Below are 21,605 nucleotides of genomic sequence, written 5' to 3' on the forward strand. Positions count from 1 at the left end.
TGCGATCACATTCTCTCCCATCGGAGCTTTTATGACGGATACCCTTCAGGACCTTACCCAAAGCTTGCTGCAACGCGCCAAAGACGCCGGTGCCGATGCGGCAGATGTTCTGGCCGTCCGGGGCAACTCCATCTCAATCAATGTGCGCAACGGCGCGTTGGAGCAGGCAGAACGGTCGGAGGCGACAGATATCGGCCTTCGCGTGTTCGTCGGGCAACGCGTTGCGAATGTGTCCTCTTCCGACGTCCGGGCCGAAAGCCTCGCAATCATGGCCGAACGCGCGGTGGCCATGGCGCGGGAAGCTCCTGAAGACCCGTATGTCGGGCTTGCCGATCCGGATCAACTGGCCCGCGACCGCAGTTCCGAGGCACTTGAACTGTACGATCCGTCAACCGAACCGGCGCCTGCCACTTTGGAGGAAGATGCCCGCGTGGCAGAAGCCGCAGCGCTGGCCGTGGAAGGCATTACGCAGGTTTCGGCGGCTTCGGCCGATTACGGCACGCAGGATGTGTATCTTGCCGCCAGCAACGGCTTCCAAGGCGGGTACAAGCGGTCGTCGCGCTCTGTCTCTTGCGTCGCTATCGCCGGAACCGGCACCGCGATGGAACGTGATTACGACGGCGATCAGCGCATTTTTCAAAGCGATCTGAGATCACCGAAAGAGATCGGCGAGAGAGCGGCAGCGCGGGCCCTGGAACGGATGTCACCGCGCAAGCCCAAGACCGGTGCCTATCCGGTGTTGTTCGATGAGCGGATTTCGTCCAGCCTGATCGGCCATCTTCTGTCGGCCATTAACGGAGTGTCGATTGCACGCCGTTCATCCTGGGCGTTGGATCTCATGGGCGAGGTTGTTCTACCGACCGGCTTGTCGCTGGTCGAGGATCCCGCACGTGCCAGGGTGGGCGGGTCACGTCCGTTCGATGCGGAAGGCCTGCCAACGGCGAAACGCAATATTGTGGAAAACGGCGTTCTGACGGGCTGGACACTTGACCTTGCAACCGGACGAAAGCTTGGGATGGACTCAACGGCAAATGCCGCAAGAAGCACGTCCGGCGGGCCATCACCAAGTGTATGGAACGTCGCTCTGACCCAAGGTGACAAAACGCGGGACGATCTGATCGCGGAGATGGGAACCGGTCTGGTCGTCACGTCCATGATCGGCTCAACGATCAACGCTAACACCGGAGACTATTCTCGTGGCGCAGCGGGCTTCTGGGTCGAAAACGGAGAAGTGGCTTATCCGGTCAGCGGCGTCACGATCGCCGGCAATCTCAAGGACATGTTGCGGACAATCGTCCCCGCGAATGATGCAAGACCCTGGCTCAGCCGGGTTGTGCCATCACTTCTGGTCGAAGGTTTGACACTTGCCGGTGAATGATCTGGACCTTCTGATCGACGCCGCGCGCGAAGCGGGTGAGATCGCCAAGCACCATAAGGCAAAGGGGCTGAAGATCGACGACAAACCGGACGATGCCGGACCGGTGACGCAGGCCGATCTTGCGGTGGATAACGCGTTGCGTGAAGGGCTGCTGGCGGAACGGCCGGGCTTTGGCTGGCTCAGTGAAGAAACCGACGACGATCTGGAACGGTTGTCCGCGCGACGCGTGTTCGTTGTCGATCCGATTGACGGTACGCGAAGCTTCATCGCGGGTGAGCCGACATGGGCGCATTCGCTGGCCGTGGTTGAGTATGGCGTTGTGACCCACGGCGTTGTGTATCTGCCGGAACTGGACCTGATGTATGCCGCGCAGAAAACGGATGGCGCGTCCTGCAACGGCGAGCCGTTGAACGTGACTCGTCAAACGAATATCGACGCCGCCCGCGTTCTGGCGACCAAACCGAACATGGACCCGAAACACTGGCGCGCTTCGGTTCCGGGGTTTCGCCGGTCGCACCGACCCTCTCTGGCCTACCGCCTGTGCCTTGTTGCGCAGGGCCGCTACGATGCGATGCTGACCCTGCAGTCAAGCTGGGAATGGGATATCGCAGCGGGCGCGCTCATCCTTGCTGAAGCGGGCGCAACTGTCACGGATCGCAGCGGCACCGCGTTGCGTTTCAACAACGAGGTCCCGCAGACGGCGGGTTTGGTCGGCGCCTATTCAGGGCTGCATGCCCAAATTGCAGACAAACTCGTCTACTCGACAAAGCACGAGAACACGTAGAACGGTCTAGACGACTTCGATCACACCCTTGTCAATGGCAAGCATGTAGCCACGACGCGCGATGTTCTTGATCAGTAATTCGCTGACCAACTGGTTTCCAAGCCCGTCGCGCAGACGTTTGATGCGCGTGGCACCGGCGGCTTCGTCGCAATCGGCCTCGGACCGGCCGGAGATGATCGCCTCGATCTGCGCGCCCGACAGCAATTCATCGTCAAGCCGCGCCTCTGCCAGAATCGAGATGGTTTCCATCATCGCATCCGTCAGCTTGAAGCCCATGGTGTTCAGATAGACCGTGTTCTCTTCTCGGCTGACGATCAGGGAATTGACCTGAATGCCGGACCGTTCGATCTGTGCCATTCGGCGATTGAGCACGACCAGCATCACAAGAAACACAAGCGCTGCGATCAGCATGGCTGTCGCAAAGACCAGCAGCACGAAGATCGTCGTGCGGTAGCCCGCCAGCGTATCTGAAAACGCCGTGCCCGACTGGGCCAGGATTTCAAGAAGTTTCACCTCGGCCTGAGAGGTCAAGTTGTCATTTTCGACGAATATCTGCTCCACCCGCATATTGAATGCGTTTGCATCCGGCAGGGTCAGAACAAGCACCACACCCGCAATGGCCAGAAGCGCCACAATGGCCACGATGCCTGCCGCGACGATCCGGGTACCCGAGCGGCGCGCGTCAGTAACGGAGGAAGTGGGGTCCGGCACTCTCTTTCCTTTCGGCAAGTCCGTTTTCGTCGAAGACCGATACCACATTCAACAGCGTCCAACCCGCCTGTTGCAAGCGGGGCTGCAATTGCTGAGTGGCGGCCGGAACGGTGCAGGGTTCGCTGATCTGCGCAACGCCATAGTGCAGACGCAGAGGCGCGTCCTGCTTGGCCTTATAGTCGGCGTAGCAGGCGGCCTGAGCCGCCATCGGCGCGCTGAGCGCAGTCAAAACCGATAGGATGAGAGCATGTTTCATGGGATCACCCTGCGCGAGACCTTCCCGCAATTCAATAACATACGGCCTGCTATCCAATAGCAGGGACCCGTTATTGCCTGACTGTCCCACGCCGCCCGAAATGGATGTCACCGGCAGCGGCCAATTCGGCCCAGCCCCAAAACATCGCCACTTACGGCGTCACAAGATACGGGAAAGGAAAATCCTCATGTCACGCAAATTCATCGCCGCCGTTCTGGCCGTTTCCACCACACTGGCCGCGTTTTCCGCCGCACCGGCGCGCGCCGCCAGCGAGGACGACATCGCGCGTCTCCTTGGAGCGGCCGCAACCCTGTTCATCATCGGCAAGGCAATCGAGAGTTCGCGCGACAAGGACAAGAAGAAAAAGAAGGCGCACAAAGAATACAAAGCGCCAAAGGCAACACACAAACCCCACGTGCAGTACCACAATCAGAACCATAAACCTTTGCCGCAAGTCGTGCCGCGCGACCGTGCCTACAATCAGAACCGTGTTGCCGCCCTGCCCGCACGCTGTGTGCGCCAGATCACCGGTGGCCATGTGCGCCGAGTGGTGATGGATCGGTGCCTGCAGCGCCATTACACCAGCGCTCGTCCATTGCCCCGGGCTTGCCGGATGAATGTCGCAACCCAACGCGGTGAACGCCGTGCCTACGCGCTGCCGTGCTTGCGCCACCGTGGATATACGCTCGCGCGGAACTGATCGCGACGAGCCGACGGAAGAGCGTATGGTCCTTCGCTCTTCCGCACCTTGCGCGCATGGCTGCCCCAAGCCGTGCGCGCTTTTTATGTCTCTGAGGAGCGCGCAATGCGGTTTTTCTCGACCGAGTGGAGGAACTCATTTGCCCTACGAATCGTTCACCTGCTAAACTCAGAAAAACGCAGCGATGAGGCACGGGGCACATGATGCGATTGATCGGCACAGTCGTCGGTGCATCATTGATGATGTCCCCAGCCTTTTTATCGGCACAAGAGCTTGACCTACAGCTCACGCGTGGCAGCGATGAGCTTCGTGAGGAACTGACAGCCGCGTTGTCTGTTGCCAGCCTTCTCGAAACCGAAAACGCCACGCCGCAGTCACTTCTGGCGGCCGCGCAAGCCGACTATGCCCGTCTGCTGGCGGCCCTCTACGATGGCGGGCGGTTCGGACCGGTGATCTCGATCCAGGTAGACGGGCGTGAAGCGGCTGGAATTTCGCCGTTCGAGGCCCCTCAATCAATCGGCGTGATCCGAGTCACGGTCGACCCTGGCCCACGCTTCCGGTTCGGGCGCGCCGAAATCGGCCCCTTAGCAGATGGTACGGTGGTGCCAGAAACCTTTCAGACAGGCGAGCGCGCAGGCACGCGTCCCGTTCGCGAGGCCGCAACCGCTGGCGTATCGGGGTGGCGCGACGTGGGCCACGCGAAGGCACGGTTGGCCGATCAGGTGATACAGGCCGACCATCCCAACCGGGAGCTTGATGTCACGCTCGAATTGGCGCCCGGTCCACGCCTGCGCTTTGGCGAGATCGTGGTCACCGGTAATGACCGCGTGCGCCGCACCCGTATTCGGGAAATCGCCGGAATTCCGCAAGGCGCTGTTTTCACGCCAGAGGAGATCACCCAGGCCGAACGACGGCTGCGTCAGACAGGCGTGTTCAGTTCGGTCGCGATTTCGGAAGAAGATACGCCCAACGCCGACGGCACGCTGGACTTGAATCTGCAAGTTGCGGAACAAAAACCCCGACGGTTCGGCTTCGGGGCTGAACTGTCGTCGCAGGAAGGTGGGAAGCTCAGTGCATTTTGGCTGCATCGGAACCTGTTCCAGGGTGCAGAGCGGTTGCGCGTGGATGCCGAGATTGCGGGGATCGGGGCGACAGACAACGGTTTGGATTATTCCCTGAGCCTCAACTACGGACGCCCGGCGACCTTTACGCCGGACACGGAATTCTTTCTCACCGCTAGCATAGAACGGTTGGACGAACCGGGCTTCATCAGCGATCAGGCGAGCGTCGCCGCAGGTTTGGCACATCGGTTTTCGGACGAGCTGGAGGGTCGGTTCAGCCTTGGCTTTCGCTACATCGACACCGAAGACGCGTTTGGGGAGCGTGAGTTCACATTGCTCACCGCGTCCGTCGGCGCAATTTACGACACGCGCGACAACGATCTGAACCCCACTGAAGGGTTCTACATTTCGGCGACCGGAACGCCATTTCTTGGCCTTGACGGATCCGAGAGCGGGATACGGTTTACATCGGATGCGCGTGCCTATCGGGGGATCGGAGAAGCGGACCGCTTTGTTCTGGCCGGTCGTGCACAGTTGGGCACGATCTGGGGGCCAAGCCTGTCCGAAACGGTGCCTGACTACCTATTCTATTCCGGCGGCGGGGGCACTGTGCGGGGACACGAGTACCAGTCTCTTGGCTTCACCACGGCCTCTGGCGAGTTCACCGGAGGTCAAAGCTTTGCAGCGCTGTCCGCCGAACTGCGCGCCAATCTCCGCGGCCCCTTCGGCGTCGTTGGCTTCTACGACGCAGGGTACATCACGGACGACAGCGGTCTCTCGGGCGAGAGCGAATGGCACGCGGGTGCTGGCGTCGGCCTCAGATACGACACAGGGATCGGTCCGATCCGGTTTGACGTGGCAACACCGGTGAATGGGGACGATGCAGGACAATCGGTCGAGTTCTACATCGGCATTGGGCAGGCATTCTAAGGTGCGGGCATTTGCGATCCTCTTGACCTGGTTGCTGTTCCCGCTCGCGGCGGCGGCGCAGGATGACGATCCGGGCTACCTTGCCGGTCTATTGCAGGACGCCCTGTCAGGCGCGGGCCGGGATGTGCAAATCCGTGGCTTCCAAGGCGCTTTGTCGAGCGAGGCGTCGATTGCGCTTCTTTCAATCTCGGACGAGCAGGGCGAATGGTTCCGCGCCGAAAACGTGGTGCTGGAATGGACCCGGTCCGCCCTTCTGCGAGGCATTGTCGATGTCGACGCCTTCACTGCAGAGCGGATTGTCGTGTCGCGTGCACCGATCAGCGAGGCCGAGGTGCCAAGCGCCGAGGCGACCCCGTTTCAAATTCCGGAATTGCCGGTTTCCATCGACATTGAAGAGATCAATGCGCAATCCGTCATTCTTGGTGAGCCTCTGATCGGCGAAGAAGCGGAGTTCTCAATCACCGGTGCCGCGAGCCTTGATGGCGGCGGCGCGGATATTCAGTTTGATCTGAGCCGTATCGACGGAGAGGATGCACAAATTCGATTGGCGGCAAGCTTTGATCCGTCATCACGCGAGTTGTCGATCGATCTCGCCGCCGAAGAACAGGCCGAAGGTATTGTTGCGCGGCTCTTGGATATTCCGGGGCAACCGGCTCTGTCCCTGACGGTGCAGGGCGCGGGTAATCTGGAAGAATTCAACGCTGATCTGGCGCTCGCTACCGACGGAGAACCGCGCGTTACGGGTAATGTGATTATCCTTGCACCGGAAGGTGACGCGAGCTGGGATCTGCAAGTGGACATCACCGGTGACCCGACACCTGTGTTGCCGGTCAATATGCGGGATTTCTTCGGCAATAACATTGGCCTGCAGGCGCGTGTCCTGCGAGAATCCTCGGGCCGGATTGACCTGCCGCAATTCACGCTCAGTGCGCGCACCTTGTCTCTGACGGGATCCGGCGCTTTGGCGGCAAATGGTTGGCCAGAAGCACTGGACGTCGAAGGGCGACTTGAGAACCCCGAAGGCGGACCGGTGGTGTTGCCGGTCGGGGACGGTGAGACACGCGTGGGCGGCATTACCTTCGATGCGACCTACGATGATGTCCTGACTTTCGACGCGCAGATCGACACCTTCGAAAATCCGGCGGCCACTTTGGAGACCTTGTCACTAACGGGACGTGGCAATATCGCTCCTGCAGGACCCGACACCGAAGGTCGATTGGACTTCACGCTGTCGCTCGACGCGGACGGGATCGATATGGCTGATCCTGCACTAGCCGCTGCGGTGGGACCTCGGGTCACTGGCGACGCGCGCATCGACTATATTGCCGGGCAGCCGGTACGCATTACAGGCATTGATCTTGCCGGTGCCGACTACGGACTTACCGGTGCCACCACCTGGGACGCGGCGCAGACAATTCCGCTGCTTCTGGACCTACGCCTGGTGGCGCAGGACATTGTACGTTTCTCCGAACTCGCGGGTCGGGACCTGAGCGGTCGGGCGGAGATGCGCATTGACGGCGCTGTCGGGCCATTGTCCGGCATGGCCGATGTGGTGATTGATGCGACCACGCTGGACATCCAGGTCGGGCAGGACGTAGCCGACCGTGTACTGTCCGGGGTTGGGTCTGTCCGACTGGATGTACGGCGCGACGAGACGGGCACGACTGTCCGGTCCGCTCGGATCGCCACCTCGGCGGCCAATATCGAAGCCGCAGGCAAAATCACCAGTGAATCGACAGCCTTCCGTTTCGGTGGTGAGCTTCGCAGCCTTGATCGACTCTATCCCGGCGAGGCCCAAGGTCGCGCGGACCTGAGCGGAACGATCGCGTTGAGCGGCGTACAACTGCAGCGCATGGAAGTGAACGCAGAGCTGTCGAACCAAACGCAACGCGTTGCTCTTCCCTTTGATGGCGGTATGACACTGCGCTCTGCGATCGTGGATGTGATCGCCACGGGTGGACCAAACGGCTCTTGGACGACGCAGGTTCAGGCGCGAGACTTGCGGTCTGGCACGCTTGGTGCTGATCTGCTCGATCTGTCGGGATCTGGTCCGCTATCGCAGGGCGAGGACGGGATGCTCGTTTCGGTGGGAGGCGATCTGGCTGCCAATGCGGCCGGTCTTCGCATGACCGATGCTCGGCTTTCGCAGGCCCTTGGAGCCGCACCGTCTGTGGTGGCGGAGTTCAACTGGACGCAGGCCAGTGAGCGTCTTGAAATCGAAACCTTCGCGCTGGACACAGGCACTTTGGACGCGACCGGAACCGCTGTCGTCAACCAGACACTGACGGCGCCGGATGCGCAGTTTTCAGCAACCATCACGGCGGAAGACCTTTCGCCCTTGTCTGGGCTTGCCGGGCAACGCCTGCAAGGTCGCGGTACCATGGATGTGACTGGCGCTTACGCGCAGGGTGGACCTTTCGAGGTGTCTGTCACAGGCCAAGCGGCAGGGTTGGGTATCGGCAACCCGACGGTCAACCGATTGCTGGCCGGTGTGACACGCTTCGATCTGGGGGCGACAGGGTCAAACGGCACGCTATCCTCTGTGCGCGCCGACGTGTCAAACCCCGAGATCAGCGCACAAATCAGTGGGCCGCTCAGCAACCTGAGCATCGCGGCGCGGTTGCAGAACGTGGGTCTTGTCGCGCCCGACTTCCAAGGACCTTTGAGCGTTGACGGAACAGTGGGGCAGCAGAACGGCGGGTATCTCGTGGACGTCAACGTCACCGCGCCCGGCAACACGACCCTTGCCGTCGACGGGACGGTTGCATCGGGATCGTCCGCCAATCTGTCCATCGTCGGGTCAGCACCTTTGGGACTGGCCAACGCATTCATCGAGCCGCGCCGGGTGAACGGGCGGGCACAACTTGACCTTGCGCTGCGGGGTCCACTCGCGCTGACCAGCCTTTCCGGCACCGTGACCCCGGTTGGCGCAGAGTTGAGTGCCCCGACATTGGGGATCGTGCTCAGCCCGATCGACGGACAGATCCAGATGCAGAACGGGGCCGCGCAGATTGGATTGACTGGCGTTGGCAACAATGGCGGATCGATCGACGTGAACGGGCGGCTTGCGCTACAGGGTTTCGATGCGAACCTCACGGCGACACTGAACCGCTTCGGCGTCCGCGATCCCGAACTCTACGATACCTCGGTTGATGGCACCGTGAGCCTCACCGGCGGGATTGGTCGCAATCTGCTGGTAAGCGGCGACCTGAGGTTGAACGAGACGGAGATCCGCGTTCCCTCCTCAGGCGCGTTCGCGTTGGGGGATATCCCGAACATAGAACATCTTGGCGCGACGCGGCCCGTCATGCGGACCATTGAAAGCGCCGGTCTGACCAACGAGGGTGAAACGCGACCCGAACCGCGACAGGCAACGACACGGCTTAATCTGACATTGAGCGCACCCAATCAGGTTTTTGTGCGAGGCCGAGGGCTGGACGCTGAACTGGGTGGGAGCCTGACGCTCACCGGGCCGACGACGGACATCATTCCGCAAGGCGGGTTCGAACTGGTGCGCGGTCGACTGGATGTACTCAACCAACGCTTCGTGCTGGATGAAGGGCGCATTCAGATGAGCGGCAGTTTCGTGCCGGTTCTTCGGTTCGTCGCGTCGACAGAAGCGAACGGCATCGTCGTGAACGTCATACTCGACGGCCCTGCGTCGTCGCCAGATATCTCGTTCACTTCTACGCCAGAACTGCCCGAGGACGAAGTGCTGGCACAGCTTCTTTTCGGGCGCAACCTGTCGAACCTGTCAGCCCTGCAAGCGCTTGAGTTGGCGAATGCGGTGGCTACGCTGGCCGGGGGCGGTTCCGGGGGCCTGTTGTCGAACCTGCGGGACGGCTTCGGGCTGGACGATCTCGATGTATCGCAAACCGCGGACGGCAACACGGCGGTACGCGCCGGGGCCTACATCTCGGAAAACATCTATACAGATGTGGTGGTCGAGGGCGGCGGCCGGACAGAAATCAATCTAAACCTTGATATCACCTCCGACATCACCGCCCGCGGCAGCGTTTCGAATGACGGCAATTCGTCATTGGGGATTTTCTTTGAGCGCGATTACTGAAGGCATGTGACAAAGCGGTCGGTCATGTCCCGCAAAAGTGCAGGATAGAATTCCGGGCCAAGCGGAATGTCCGCGCCGAGCGGGTCCAGCTCGGCCGTTTTGGCGTCGGTGCCGTCGATCACGGTCTGAACCAGACGATCGCTGAACTGTGGTTCGGAGAACACGCAAACGACGCCTTTTTCCCGGATGTCCGCCTGAACGCGCGCGACCTGTGCCGGGCTGGGCGGAACCGCATCGCTGAGGGACAGAGCACCGACGGTTTCGAGCCCGAACTGATCTTCGAAATAATGGTAGGCGTCGTGGAAGACGACGAAAGGCATGTCGGTGACAGCAGACAGCCGATTTTGTGCGGCCGCGATTTCCTTGGCGATAGCGTCGCGGGCGGCTGCGGCGTTGGCGGCGTAGGTCTCGGCATTGGCCGGATCGCGCGTGGAAAGCGTGTCGGCAATGTGGGTCAGCCAAACCTGCGCATTCTCCGGGCTGAGCCACGCATGCGGATCGGTGCCAGAATGGTCATGTGCGTGGTCGTGATCATGATCGTCGTGAGCATGATCTTCTTCATGCGCGTGCTCCTCGTCGTGCGCGTGGTCTTCAGCATGATCGTGATCGTGGCCGTGATCGTCGTGCGCATGATCGTCATGCCCGTGATCCTCTGCTCCGAAGGCATCGGTGTCCCGGAAGGCAAGCGTGGTGATGCCGTCCACACTCAAAAGGGCACTGTGCACGGCATCTTCGGACAGGGTTTCGATCGGGTTCTCGAGCCACGGGGACAGCTCTTCGCCGACCCAGAACACGATGTCGGCTTCTTGCAGCGCGGCGGCGGCCGAAGGGCGCATTGCATTGGTGTGGGGGCTGGCTGTCGGCTCGATGAGAAGCGCGGGCTCGGTGACGCCTTCGGTCACCATCGACACAAGACCATGGATTGGCGCGATGTCGGTGACGATCTTGGGCGCATCAGCGCTGGCGATTTGGGCAGTGGAGGCAAGCAGAAGCGCAATCGTCGTGGTACGGAACATGTGACACCTTTTCGAATCGAAACTGACAGATTGCCTTTTGCTATGTAATATCATAACACTTTCGTCAAACGGAGATATGAATGACCGATCTTGCCTTCGGCGATCATGACCACGCCGCCTGTATTCAAGGCACGGTGCGCGACGTGGAAGCGCGCTGCGCCGAGGAACGGTTGCAACTGACGCCAGTGCGTCGGCGCGTGCTGGAGATCTTGCTGGAACGGCACAAGGCGCTGGGGGCCTACGAAATTCTCGACGTACTACGGGCCGAGGGATTGGGTTCTCAGCCACCGGTGGTCTACCGGGCCTTGGATTTCCTGGTGACGCACGGCTTCGCGCACAAGATCGAAAAGCTGAACGCTTTTGTTGCCTGCACGCATCCCGGCGAGGACCACGCGCCTGCTTTTCTGATCTGCCGAGGCTGCAATGGCGTGGCAGAGGCGCAAGGCGCGCGGGTGGCTTTGGGCGACGAGGCGCGGGCGTCGGGGTTTGCGGTGGAAACCATGGTGATCGAATGCGAAGGTCTGTGCCCGGCCTGTCAGGAGGCGGCGTGAGCCTGATTTCCTGTCACGATTTGACCGTGCGACTTGGGGGGTCGGTGATCCTGAGCCATGTTTCGCTTTCCATCAATGAGGGCGAGATCGTCACCATTGTCGGACCAAACGGATCCGGTAAGTCGACTTTGCTCAAGACACTGCTTGGAGCAGTGACACCGGCGAAGGGGCGGGTCGAGACGGCGGATGGGCTGCGCGTCGGGTACGTGCCGCAGAAGTTGCACATCGACCCGACGCTGCCTCTGCCGGTGTTGCGGTTTCTCGGGTTGCCCAAGCCGGTCGCGCGTGATGCGGCGATGGCGGCTTTGGAACGGACCGGAGTCGCGGCTTTGGCCGGTCGACAGGCTGCGGATCTGTCAGGAGGTCAGATGCAGCGGGTACTGCTCGCACGGGCGATCCTGAACGCTCCACAGCTTCTAGTGCTGGATGAGCCGACGCAGGGGCTGGACCAACCCGGATCGGCGGATTTCTATCGGTTGATCGAAGATTTGCGGGCAGAGCTTGGCTGTGCGGTCCTGATGGTCAGTCACGAGTTGCACGTGGTCATGGCCGCGTCGGACCGGGTGATTTGTTTGAATGGCCATGTCTGCTGCGAAGGCGCGCCCGCGCACGTGGCGACGGCACCGGAGTATCGAGCGCTGTTCGGGACCGGCACGGGCGGGGCGTTGGCGCTTTACCGGCACGAGCACAATCATTCCCACGACCATGACCATGACCATGCGCACGAGGCAGCGGAGTGATGCTTGACAGTTTCCTGACCCGCGCGGCGCTGGCCGGGGTTGGTGTGGCCGTGGCAGCGGCACCTTTGGGCTGTTTCGTCGTCTGGCGGCGAATGGCGTATTTCGGTGACGCGACCGCGCATGCAGCGATTCTGGGGGTCGCACTGGCACTGTCGTTTCAGGTGCCGATATTTCTGGGTGCGCTGATCGTCGCTTTGGCCATGGCGTCGCTGGTGACATCTTTGTCCGGACGGAACGTGGCGGTGGATACTCTTTTGGGGGTGATGTCCCATTCCGCTTTGGCCGTAGGGATCGTGGCGGTGTCGTTCCTCGAAAATGTGCGGATCGATCTGATGGCGTTTCTATTCGGAGACATTCTGGCGGTGAACCGGATGGACCTGCTGGTCATCTGGGGCGGGGCCGCTGTTGTTGTCGGGCTTTTGTCGTGGCGCTGGTCGGCGCTTTTGACGGCGACATTGAACGAAGACCTTGCGCGGGCGTCAGGGATCGACCCGCAGCGTGAGAAGCTAATCTTGACGGTGACGCTGGCGCTTGTGGTGGCGGTGTCGATCAAGGTGGTGGGTGTGCTGCTGATTGCAGCGATGCTGATTGTGCCACCGGCTGCGGCACGGGTGTTTGCCCGGTCGCCCGAGCAGATGGCGGTGTTGGCAGGGTTGATCGGGGCCGCGTCAGCGCTGGGGGGTCTGGCGGCGTCGTGGCAGTTCGATACGCCCACCGGGCCGACAATTGTGTCGGTGGCGGCCGCGGCGTTCGTCGTGTGTACGGTGATTGGTCTAGTGCGACAGGTGACGGCGCGGGGGTGAGTGCAGAGCATTGGTGGGCCGCGGTGCGGCGATCTGATCAGACTTCATGAGCGCTTTATTTCAGCCAAATTCTTTCATTGGGGGGATCGGCGCAGATTGGCCTGCCATATCGCCGTGCCGGGGGGCGGCCCGGCGATGCGCGGCGGCCTTCGGCTTGAATCCGGACGACTAGGCGTTGAGACAATACCCCTTGCAGACTCACCGACCCCTCCGTATATGACGCTCAACAGCGGCGTGTTGGCCTCGGTCGGCACCCACCGAAACGTTCAACGGGCCGCGCGCCCGTTTTTTTGTGTTTGGAGCACTGCACGACATGTCTGACCTGATCGCGAAAGCTGCGATTGATCGACGTCTTGCCGAGATCGTGACCCCAGTCATCGAGGACATGGGGTTCGAACTGGTGCGCATCCGGCTCATGAGCGGGAAGAACACCACGTTGCAGATCATGGCCGAACGTCCCGAGGGCGGGATCGAGGTGGATGACTGCGCCGAAATCAGCACGGCGGTGAGCGCGACTTTGGATGTCGAAGACCCGATTCTGGATGCCTATACGTTGGAAGTGTCATCGCCCGGGATCGACCGGCCGCTGACACGCCTGAAGGATTTCGAGACCTTCGAGGGCTACGAGGCGAAGATCGAGACCTCGGACATGATCGACGGGCGCAAGCGCTTCAAGGGCGTGTTGGCCGGGGTCGAGGGCGACGAAGTGCTGATCAATATCGAGGAAGGCACCGTCGGCCTGAAGTTCGACTGGCTGATCGATGCCAAACTGGTCCTGACCGATGACCTGATCAAGGAAATGCTGAAAGCCCGCAAGGCGCAGGGCTTTGACGAGACAAAATTTGACGACGTGATTGAGGCCCGCGGGCCGGAAGAGGAGTAAGCCGATGGCAATCACATCCGCCAACCAGTTGGAACTGTTGCAGACCGCAGAGGCGGTCGCGCGCGAGAAGATGATCGACCCCGCACTGGTCGTTGAGGCGATGGAGGAAAGCCTCGCCCGCGCCGCGAAGTCGCGTTACGGGTCCGAGATGGACATCCAGGTGTCGATCGACCGCAAGACGGGCCGCGCGACGTTTACCCGCGTGCGTACGGTGGTCGAGGATGAAGAGCTTGAGAATTATCAGGCGGAGTTGACGGTCGAGACGGCGAAGCCTTATTTCGAAGCGCCCAAGCCGAACCAGAACGCTGTCTGGCTGCGCGACGGGCAGCCACTGACGGATTTCTCGGGCGCGCCACAGGTCGGCGACCAGTTCACGGAAGAAGTACCGCCGGTGGAAATGGGCCGGATCGCGGCGCAATCGGCTAAGCAGGTGATCCTACAGAAGGTCCGCGAAGCCGAGCGCGATCGTCAGTTTGAAGAGTTCAAGGACCGCGCTGGCACGATCATCAACGGTGTCGTCAAACGCGAAGAATACGGCAACGTCATTGTCGATATTGGACGGGGCGAGGGCATTCTACGCCGGAACGAGAAGATCGGCCGCGAAAGCTACCGCAATGGCGACCGCATCCGCTGCTACATCAAGGATGTGCGCCGCGAGACGCGCGGGCCGCAGATTTTCCTGTCGCGAACTGCGCCGGAATTCATGGCGGAACTGTTCAAGATGGAAGTGCCGGAAATCTATGATGGCATCATCGAGATCAAGGCGGTGGCGCGTGATCCGGGAAGCCGCGCAAAGATCGCGGTGATTTCCTATGACGGCTCGATTGACCCGGTGGGTGCCTGTGTGGGTATGCGTGGCTCCCGCGTGCAAGCGGTGGTCAATGAGCTTCAGGGCGAAAAGATCGACATTATCCCCTGGAACGAGGACATGCCGACCTTCCTCGTGAACGCATTGCAGCCTGCCGAGGTGAGCAAGGTGGTTCTGGACGAGGATGCCGAGCGGATCGAAGTGGTGGTACCGGACGAGCAGCTGTCTCTTGCTATCGGCCGTCGCGGTCAGAACGTGCGTCTGGCGTCACAGCTGACTGGGCTCGACATCGACATCATGACCGAGGAAGAGGAATCGGCGCGGCGCCAGAAAGAGTTCGAAGAGCGCACGCAACTGTTCATGGACACGCTCGATCTGGACGAGTTCTTTGCTCAGCTTCTGGTGGCCGAAGGATTCACCACGCTTGAGGAAGTGGCCTATGTCGAAGTGGACGAGCTTCTGGTGATCGACGGTGTAGACGAAGACACCGCGGCAGAACTTCAAACCCGTGCGCGGGAGTTCCTTGATGAACAGGCTCGCAAGGCGCTCGACAATGCGCGCGAACTGGGGGCCGAAGACAGCCTGATCGAATTCGAAGGCTTGACACCTCAGATGATCGAAGTGCTGGCGAAAGACGGCGTGAAAACGCTGGAAGACTTCGCAACTTGTGCCGACTGGGAACTGGCCGGAGGCTGGACAACCGTGGACGGAGAGCGCGTGAAGGATGACGGACTTCTCGAGCCGTTCGATATGTCCCTCGAAGAAGCGCAGCATCTCGTGATGACGGCGCGCGTGCTTCTGGGATGGGTCGATCCGACTGAACTTGAGGCGGAAGCCGAGGGTGAAGAAGCGGTCGAGGCCGAGGAAGAACAGGCCTGAGCACACGATGGGAGTGGCGTCTGAAATGACACGCGGCGGACGGACGAAAAACCGGGAGAGCGGACCCGAGCGCAAGTGCATTGCGACCGGTGAGGTGCGCCCGAAATCCGAGCTGATCCGCTTTGTCGTGGGGCCGGACGCCACCCTTGTTCCCGATCTTGCCGGCAAGCTGCCGGGTCGGGGTATCTGGATCACCGCCAGCAAGACGGCCCTTGAAACCGCGATGAAAAAGAACATCTTTCATCGAGCGGCCAAAACGCAGGTCAGCGTCTCTCCTACCCTTGTCAGCGACATCGAGCAGCAGCTTGCGCGCAGGGTTGTCGATCTGATAAGCCTCAGCCGGAAGTCGGGTCAGGCCGTGTCAGGCTACGAAAAAGTCAAAGACGTCCTGTTCAAGGAAACCGCAGAAGTGCTCATTCAGGCCGAAGACGGGTCGAGCCGCGGGAAATCGAAACTCAGCACACCGCATTATGGCCACTACATAGGCTGGCTGACGGCGGATGAGCTTGGAATGGCCTTCGGGCGACAAACTGTGATCCATGCAGCGCTTGGTGCTGGTGGACTCACGCAACGTGTTGTAGAGGAAGCCCAAAGATTGAAGGGCTTTCGCGTCAGACCGACTGATGCAAAGACGGTGGCAGCGGCCGCCGGGAAGGAAAAAAGAGCTAGATGAGCGATAACGACGGCAAAAAGACATTGGGTTTGCGCGGGGGTCCCCGTTCGGGGAACGTGAAGCAGAGCTTCAGCCACGGGCGCACCAAGAACGTCGTGGTGGAAACCAAGCGCAAGCGCGTTGTGGTTCCGAAACCGGGTGCCGCGAAACCGGCTGCGGGTGCAACATCCGGCACGGGTGGACCAGCCGCGGCGAGCAAACGGCCCGCTGGAATATCCGATGCGGAAATGGAGCGCCGGCTGAAGGCGTTGCAGGCGGCCAAGGCACGCGAAAGCGAAGAAGCCGCGCAGCGTGAAGCCGAGGAGAAAGCCCGCGCCGAAGAGCGTGAGCGGATGCGCGCCGAGAAAGAGGCCAAAGAGCGCGAACAGCGCGAAGCCGAAGAGCGGGCGCGGAAGAAAGCCGAAGAAGACGAACGCAAGGCGCGCGAAGCGGCCGAGGCAGCAAAAACTGCCGCAGCGGCACCAGAGGTGCAACCAGCGTCGCGTCAGCCTTCTGGCGGACCGAAGCCGTCGCAGACGCCCGCACGCAAAACCGAACGCGAGCGCGAGGATCGTGGTCGCCGCAAGGTCGATGACGGCGGTCGCCGGTCAGGCAAGTTGACGCTGAACCAGGCCCTTGGCGGAGATTCCGGCCGTCAGAAATCGCTCGCTGCGATGAAGCGCAAGCAGGAACGCCAGCGCCAAAAGGCGATGGGCGGTCAGGTTGCGCGCGAAAAGGTCGTCCGCGACGTTCAGCTTCCCGAAGCGATCACGGTTGCCGAATTGGCAAACCGGATGACCGAGAAAGTCGGCGATGTCGTGAAGGCCTTGATGACCAATGGCATCATGGCAACGCAGAACCAAACGATCGACGCGGACACGGCGGAACTCATCATCGAGGAATTCGGCCACAAGGTCACACGCGTCTCGGACGCGGACGTGGAAGACGTCATCAAAGAGGTCGAGGACTCGGAAGAAGATCTCCAGTCGCGCCCACCGGTCATCACGATCATGGGTCACGTGGACCACGGCAAGACATCTCTCTTGGACGCCATTCGCGAAACGAATGTCACCTCGGGCGAAGCTGGCGGGATCACGCAACACATCGGTGCCTACCAGGTCACGACGAAGGACGGGACAGTTCTGTCCTTCCTCGACACACCAGGCCACGCGGCGTTTACGTCGATGCGGTCGCGCGGTGCTCAGGTCACGGATATCGTTGTTCTGGTGGTCGCCGCCGACGACGCGGTGATGCCGCAGACTGTCGAAGCGATCAACCACGCGAAGGCAGCCAACGTGCCGATGATCGTGGCGATCAACAAGGTCGACAAACCCGATGCAAATCCGACCAAGGTGCGTACCGACCTTCTTCAACACGAAGTGATCGTTGAGGAAATGTCCGGTGAAGTGCAGGATGTCGAGGTGTCGGCCATCAGCGGTCAGGGATTGCCGGAACTGCTTGAGGCAATCGCACTCCAGGCCGAAATCCTTGAACTGAAAGCCAATCCCAACCGTGCAGCGCAAGGTGCAGTGATCGAAGCGCAGCTTGACGTGGGCCGCGGGCCCGTTGCCACGGTTCTGGTTCAGAACGGGACGTTGCGCCAAGGCGATATCTTTGTCGTGGGTGAGCAGTACGGTAAGGTCCGTGCGCTGATCAACGACAAGGGTGAACGCGTCAAGGAAGCTGGTCCGTCAGTTCCTGTCGAAGTTCTTGGCCTGAACGGCACGCCCGAAGCGGGTGACGTCCTGAACGTGACGGAAACCGAGGCACAGGCGCGCGAGATCGCGGAATACCGTGCCAATGTCGCGAAAGAGAAGCGCGCGGCGGCCGGTGCGGCGACGACGCTGGAACAACTTATGCAGAAGGCGAAAGACGACGAGAGCGTCTCAGAGCTTCCTGTGTTGGTAAAGGCGGACGTCCAAGGCTCTGCGGAAGCGATCGTTCAGGCTTTGGAGAAGGTGGGCAACGACGAGGTGCGCGTCCGCGTGCTGCACTCCGGTGTGGGCGCAATCACCGAGACGGATGTGGGCCTTGCCGAAGCTTCGGGTTGCCCGGTCATCGGCTTTAACGTGCGTGCCAATGCCTCTGCCCGGAACACTGCGAACCAGAAGGGCGTGGAAATCCGGTACTACAGCGTGATCTACGACCTTGTGGACGATGTAAAAGCAGCGGCCTCTGGCCTGCTGAGTGCGGAGATCAAGGAGACCTTTATCGGCTACGCCGAAATCCGGGAGGTCTTCAAGGTGTCCAATGTCGGCAAAGTGGCTGGCTGTCTGGTCACCGAAGGCGTGGCGCGGCGCAGCGCCGGTGTGCGCCTTCTGCGCGACAACGTCGTGATCCATGAAGGTACGCTGAAAACGCTCAAGCGCTTCAAGGATGAAGTGCCCGAGGTTCAGTCTGGTCAGGAATGCGGCATGGCGTTCGAGAACTACGACGACATCCGTCCGGGCGACGTTATCGAGATTTTCGAGCGCGAGGAAATCGAGCGTCAGCTCGACTAATCAGCGGCACCAAATGAACACGAAAAAGGGCAGCGAAACCGCTGCCCTTTTTTCGTTATTCCCGATGGTTGGCTACGCGGTTTGAAGAACGGGTAAACCTGTGAAGATCCGGTTGCCGACGCGAACGGCGATGCGGCCGTCCGGAAGCGTTTTTTCCAGAATGCCTTGCACAGACATACAGCTGCCGATGATGATTGTTCTGAGCATGCCAAATCTCCCCCAAGTTTTGACACACCTTAGGTAGAACGACGGATGCCACTTCGCCAGAAGAAATTATGCCCGTTTGCCTAATCTTTGGTCGAAAGTCGTATACACCTACACCCAATCGCGCAAAATCGGAACGAGCGGGATGTCGGCCGGGGGCATCGGATAGTCCCTAAGCTGGTTCGATCGCACCCATTTCAGCGCCTGCCCCTCTTTCGATTCGGGCGTCCCTTGCCATTTCCGACAGGCGAAAAGCGGCATCAGAAGGTGAAACGTCTCATAGGTATGAGAGGCAAAGGTCAGCGGCGCAAGGCAGCTTTCCCAAGTGTCGATCCCCAGTTCCTCTTGCAATTCGCGGATAAGGGCGGTTTCAGGTGTCTCATGGGGTTCGACCTTGCCACCCGGAAACTCCCAAAGCCCGGCCAGTGATTTGCCCTCGGGACGCTGCGCGAGGAGGATGCGACCGTCCGCGTCGATCAGCGCAACCGCCGAAACAAGGACGATTTTCACGAACGATAGTCCGCGTTGATCGTGATGTACCCGTGGGTCAGGTCGCAGGTCCAGACGGTCGCGGTGCCCTGCCCCATGCCAAGATCGACCGTCATATCGATCTCTTGTTGCTTCATGACGGCCGCGCCCTGTTCCTCGCGATAGCCAGGGTCGACCCAACCGTTTGTCGCGACACGCACGTCCCCGAAACGGATGCTGAGCGTGTCACGGTCGGCAGGCGCGCCCGATTTACCGATCGCCATCACGACGCGGCCCCAATTCGGGTCTTCGCCTGCAATGGCCGTTTTCACTAGCGGCGAGTTGGCAACCGAAAGCGCGTGGGTTTTCGCATCCTGATCGTTCAGTGCACCGGTTACGGTGATCTGCACGAATTTCGTGGCACCTTCGCCATCACGAACGACCTGATGCGCGAGATCCTTCATCACGCTGTGCAGCGCGTCCTCAAAAGCAGGCAGATTGCCATCGACACCGGACGCGCCCGTCGCCGCGACGAGCAAGGTGTCGGAGGTCGATGTGTCGCTGTCGACGGTGATGCAGTTGAATGTCTTGTCGTTCAGGCGTGTCACCATCGCCTGAAGATCGGCCTGCGCAAGTTTCGCATCGGTGAAGATGTAGACCAACATCGTCGCCATGTCGGGGGCAATCATGCCCGACCCCTTGGCGATGCCCGCAATGCGCACCTGACCGCCGGGAAGGTCGGCAGTGGCGGTTGCACCTTTTGGAAAGGTGTCGGTTGTCATGATGGCGCGGGCGGCGTTGGAGATTGCCGTCTCATCCAGCGCTCCGTGCAACTCTGCAATCTTGGCGGTGATACGGTCATGCGGAAGGCGTTCGCCGATGACGCCGGTCGAACTAGTGAAGACGCGGGTCGCAGGGATACCCGCGACGCTGGCCACTTCCTCGCAGATCGCTTTGACCGACTCGTCTCCGGCGCGACCAGTAAAGGCATTGGAGTTGCCCGAGTTCACAATGATCGCTGCACCAGCCTCGTCGCTCAATCCGATCTTCGCCTGGCAATCAAGCACGTTTGCAGACCGCGTTGCAGAACGGGTGAACGCGCCGGCAACCACCGATCCGGGATCAAGTATTGCAAGCATCACATCCGTTCGATCCTTGTACTTTACGCTCGCCTGCGCAGTGGCAAAGCGCGCGCCCTGAATGACGGGCAGGTCCGGAAACCGCTCTGGTGCCAGCGGCGATACAGAAGTGATCTTGGCCACGGTTTATTCCTCAAGCAGATCGATATTGCTAAGCACGGAGGTGTCGATGTCCTCTTTCACGGTCCGCGTGATGGTGGCGCTTTCCGTCAGGGTGCTGATGCGCTCTGACACGGCCAACTGGCTCAGCTGGTTTTCGATCTCGCCCCGCACGGTCTCAAGCGCAGGTGCCTCTTGGTTGCGTTTCTCATTCAGGATGATCACGTGCCAGCCAAACTGCGTCTGGACCGGAGCAGAGATCTCACCAACCTCAAGCGTTTCGACGGCGGCCTGGAATTCCGGAACCATCATGCCTGGACCGAACCAGCCCAGCTGACCACCGTTCGGACCAGACGGGCCAGTTGATTTCTCGCGCGCGACTTCTGCGAAATCCGCGCCGTTGTCCAACTCGTCGACGATGGCCACGGCGTCTTCCTGAGTTTCGACAAGGATGTGCGAAGCGTTGAACTCTTCAGTGGGCTCGCTTTGAACGAAGTTTTCTTCGTAGAACGCTTCAACGGTTTCGTCGGTCACTGTCTCACCCACGATGTCTTCGATGACCTCCGCCGCGGTCAAGGCACGACGTTCGTTTTCCATGGCAAGCGCGATGCGGCGGCTTTCCTCACCCTCGCTTTGTTGGCTCAGCACGGTTTGCTGCACAATCTGATCAAGGATACCGTCCCAAAGAACGTCATCCGGCAAACTCTGATACTGCTCGGGCAAAGACGCACGCACCATCAGCATGTGACCAAGAGTGATCTCGGTTCCGTTCACGGTCGCCACGACGCTGTCAACGGCCAGCTGATCCTGCGCCTGTGCGGGCAAAGCCAACATCAGCGCGAACGCCCCTGCAGACAGTTTGGTGATGAGTTTCGACATCCTTTGTTCCTTCCCGTGTCCCCCTTGCGCAAGGGCGACGTTGACACTGTATTTCGCGGACCTTACATCGCCCTATGGCTCTGCGAGGCCGGTC

At 60.7% G+C, this 21,605-nt stretch carries 19 protein-coding genes; 12 read left to right on the forward strand and 7 right to left on the reverse strand.

Annotated elements, in window-relative coordinates; all coding sequences use genetic code 11:
* The first annotated feature begins 31 nt into the window (after positions 1-31).
* Positions 32-1,378, forward strand: coding sequence for a TldD/PmbA family protein (locus BUA42_RS10025; protein ID WP_072777615.1), 1,347 nt, complete (start codon positions 32-34; stop codon positions 1,376-1,378).
* Positions 1,371-2,162, forward strand: a complete 792-nt coding sequence (locus BUA42_RS10030) for a 3'(2'),5'-bisphosphate nucleotidase CysQ (protein WP_342716004.1) — start codon at positions 1,371-1,373, stop codon at positions 2,160-2,162. Before BUA42_RS10025 ends, BUA42_RS10030 begins: the two co-directional genes overlap by 8 nt.
* A gap of 6 nt (positions 2,163-2,168) precedes the next feature.
* On the opposite strand, the gene BUA42_RS10035 is transcribed toward BUA42_RS10030, so the two are convergent.
* Together BUA42_RS10035 and BUA42_RS10040 are read right to left on the reverse strand one after the other, a co-directional pair.
* Positions 2,169-2,873, reverse strand: coding sequence for a winged helix-turn-helix domain-containing protein (locus BUA42_RS10035; RefSeq protein ID WP_072777617.1), 705 nt, complete (start codon positions 2,871-2,873; stop codon positions 2,169-2,171).
* Positions 2,845-3,129 (reverse strand): hypothetical protein, encoded by a 285-nt coding sequence (locus tag BUA42_RS10040; protein WP_072777618.1) that lies wholly within the window; start codon positions 3,127-3,129, stop codon positions 2,845-2,847. Before BUA42_RS10040 ends, BUA42_RS10035 begins: the two co-directional genes overlap by 29 nt.
* 187 nt (positions 3,130-3,316) lie before the next feature.
* Here BUA42_RS10040 and BUA42_RS10045 point away from each other — a divergent pair, with 187 nt between their 5' ends.
* The 3 genes from BUA42_RS10045 to BUA42_RS10055 all read left to right on the forward strand — a co-directional run bounded on the left by BUA42_RS10045 (position 3,317) and on the right by BUA42_RS10055 (position 9,889).
* The gene (locus tag BUA42_RS10045) at positions 3,317-3,829 is read left to right on the forward strand and encodes a hypothetical protein (protein WP_072777619.1); all 513 of its coding nucleotides are present in this window, start codon (positions 3,317-3,319) and stop codon (positions 3,827-3,829) included.
* 200 nt (positions 3,830-4,029) lie between these two features.
* A complete protein-coding gene (locus BUA42_RS10050; protein WP_072777620.1) occupies positions 4,030-5,820 on the forward strand; it encodes an autotransporter assembly complex protein TamA in 1,791 nt (596 codons plus the stop codon).
* A gap of 22 nt (positions 5,821-5,842) precedes the next feature.
* Positions 5,843-9,889, forward strand: coding sequence for a translocation/assembly module TamB domain-containing protein (locus tag BUA42_RS10055; protein ID WP_178346891.1), 4,047 nt, complete (start codon positions 5,843-5,845; stop codon positions 9,887-9,889).
* Here BUA42_RS10055 and BUA42_RS10060 read toward each other — a convergent pair.
* Positions 9,883-10,905, reverse strand: a complete 1,023-nt coding sequence (locus BUA42_RS10060; protein ID WP_072777622.1) for a zinc ABC transporter substrate-binding protein — start codon at positions 10,903-10,905, stop codon at positions 9,883-9,885. The genes BUA42_RS10055 and BUA42_RS10060 overlap by 7 nt on opposite strands.
* Positions 10,906-10,985: 80 nt before the next feature.
* On the opposite strand from BUA42_RS10060, the gene BUA42_RS10065 reads away from it, so the two are divergent.
* The 7 genes from BUA42_RS10065 (at position 10,986) to infB (ending at position 18,722) form a co-directional block, all read left to right on the forward strand.
* Positions 10,986-11,456 carry a transcriptional repressor gene (locus BUA42_RS10065; protein ID WP_072777623.1) on the forward strand — a complete coding sequence of 157 codons (471 nt, stop codon included), beginning with the start codon at positions 10,986-10,988 and terminating at the stop codon, positions 11,454-11,456.
* A complete protein-coding gene (locus BUA42_RS10070; protein ID WP_072777624.1) occupies positions 11,453-12,196 on the forward strand; it encodes a metal ABC transporter ATP-binding protein in 744 nt (247 codons plus the stop codon). Before BUA42_RS10065 ends, BUA42_RS10070 begins: the two co-directional genes overlap by 4 nt.
* Positions 12,196-12,999 (forward strand): iron chelate uptake ABC transporter family permease subunit, encoded by an 804-nt coding sequence (locus tag BUA42_RS10075; RefSeq protein ID WP_072777625.1) that lies wholly within the window; start codon positions 12,196-12,198, stop codon positions 12,997-12,999. The genes BUA42_RS10070 and BUA42_RS10075 overlap by 1 nt, the downstream gene beginning before the upstream one ends.
* Before the next feature lie 313 nt (positions 13,000-13,312).
* Positions 13,313-13,882: a ribosome maturation factor RimP gene (gene rimP, locus BUA42_RS10080; protein WP_072777626.1), complete on the forward strand. Its 570-nt coding sequence runs from the start codon at positions 13,313-13,315 to the stop codon at positions 13,880-13,882.
* Between the two features lie 4 nt (positions 13,883-13,886).
* Positions 13,887-15,569: a transcription termination factor NusA gene (gene nusA, locus BUA42_RS10085; RefSeq protein WP_072777627.1), complete on the forward strand. Its 1,683-nt coding sequence runs from the start codon at positions 13,887-13,889 to the stop codon at positions 15,567-15,569.
* Positions 15,570-15,594: 25 nt separating this feature from the next.
* Positions 15,595-16,242, forward strand: a complete 648-nt coding sequence (locus BUA42_RS10090; protein WP_072778395.1) for an RNA-binding protein — start codon at positions 15,595-15,597, stop codon at positions 16,240-16,242.
* On the forward strand, positions 16,239-18,722 hold the full coding sequence (gene infB / locus BUA42_RS10095; protein ID WP_072777628.1) for a translation initiation factor IF-2: 2,484 nt from the start codon (positions 16,239-16,241) through the stop codon (positions 18,720-18,722). The genes BUA42_RS10090 and infB overlap by 4 nt, the downstream gene beginning before the upstream one ends.
* A gap of 72 nt (positions 18,723-18,794) precedes the next feature.
* On the opposite strand, the gene BUA42_RS21440 is transcribed toward infB, so the two are convergent.
* The 4 genes from BUA42_RS21440 to BUA42_RS10110 form a co-directional block, all read right to left on the reverse strand.
* Positions 18,795-18,929, reverse strand: a complete 135-nt coding sequence (locus tag BUA42_RS21440; RefSeq protein WP_281249784.1) for a hypothetical protein — start codon at positions 18,927-18,929, stop codon at positions 18,795-18,797.
* 108 nt (positions 18,930-19,037) lie between these two features.
* Positions 19,038-19,436 carry a (deoxy)nucleoside triphosphate pyrophosphohydrolase gene (locus tag BUA42_RS10100; protein ID WP_072777629.1) on the reverse strand — a complete coding sequence of 133 codons (399 nt, stop codon included), beginning with the start codon at positions 19,434-19,436 and terminating at the stop codon, positions 19,038-19,040.
* A complete protein-coding gene (gene argJ, locus BUA42_RS10105; RefSeq protein ID WP_072777630.1) occupies positions 19,433-20,656 on the reverse strand; it encodes a bifunctional glutamate N-acetyltransferase/amino-acid acetyltransferase ArgJ in 1,224 nt (407 codons plus the stop codon). The genes BUA42_RS10100 and argJ overlap by 4 nt, the downstream gene beginning before the upstream one ends.
* A gap of 3 nt (positions 20,657-20,659) precedes the next feature.
* The gene (locus BUA42_RS10110) at positions 20,660-21,511 is read right to left on the reverse strand and encodes a peptidylprolyl isomerase (protein ID WP_072777631.1); all 852 of its coding nucleotides are present in this window, start codon (positions 21,509-21,511) and stop codon (positions 20,660-20,662) included.
* Between the last annotated feature and the right edge of the window lie 94 nt (positions 21,512-21,605).

Source organism: Marivita hallyeonensis (genome assembly GCF_900129875.1).
Classification (GTDB): Bacteria; Pseudomonadota; Alphaproteobacteria; order Rhodobacterales; family Rhodobacteraceae; genus Marivita; species Marivita hallyeonensis.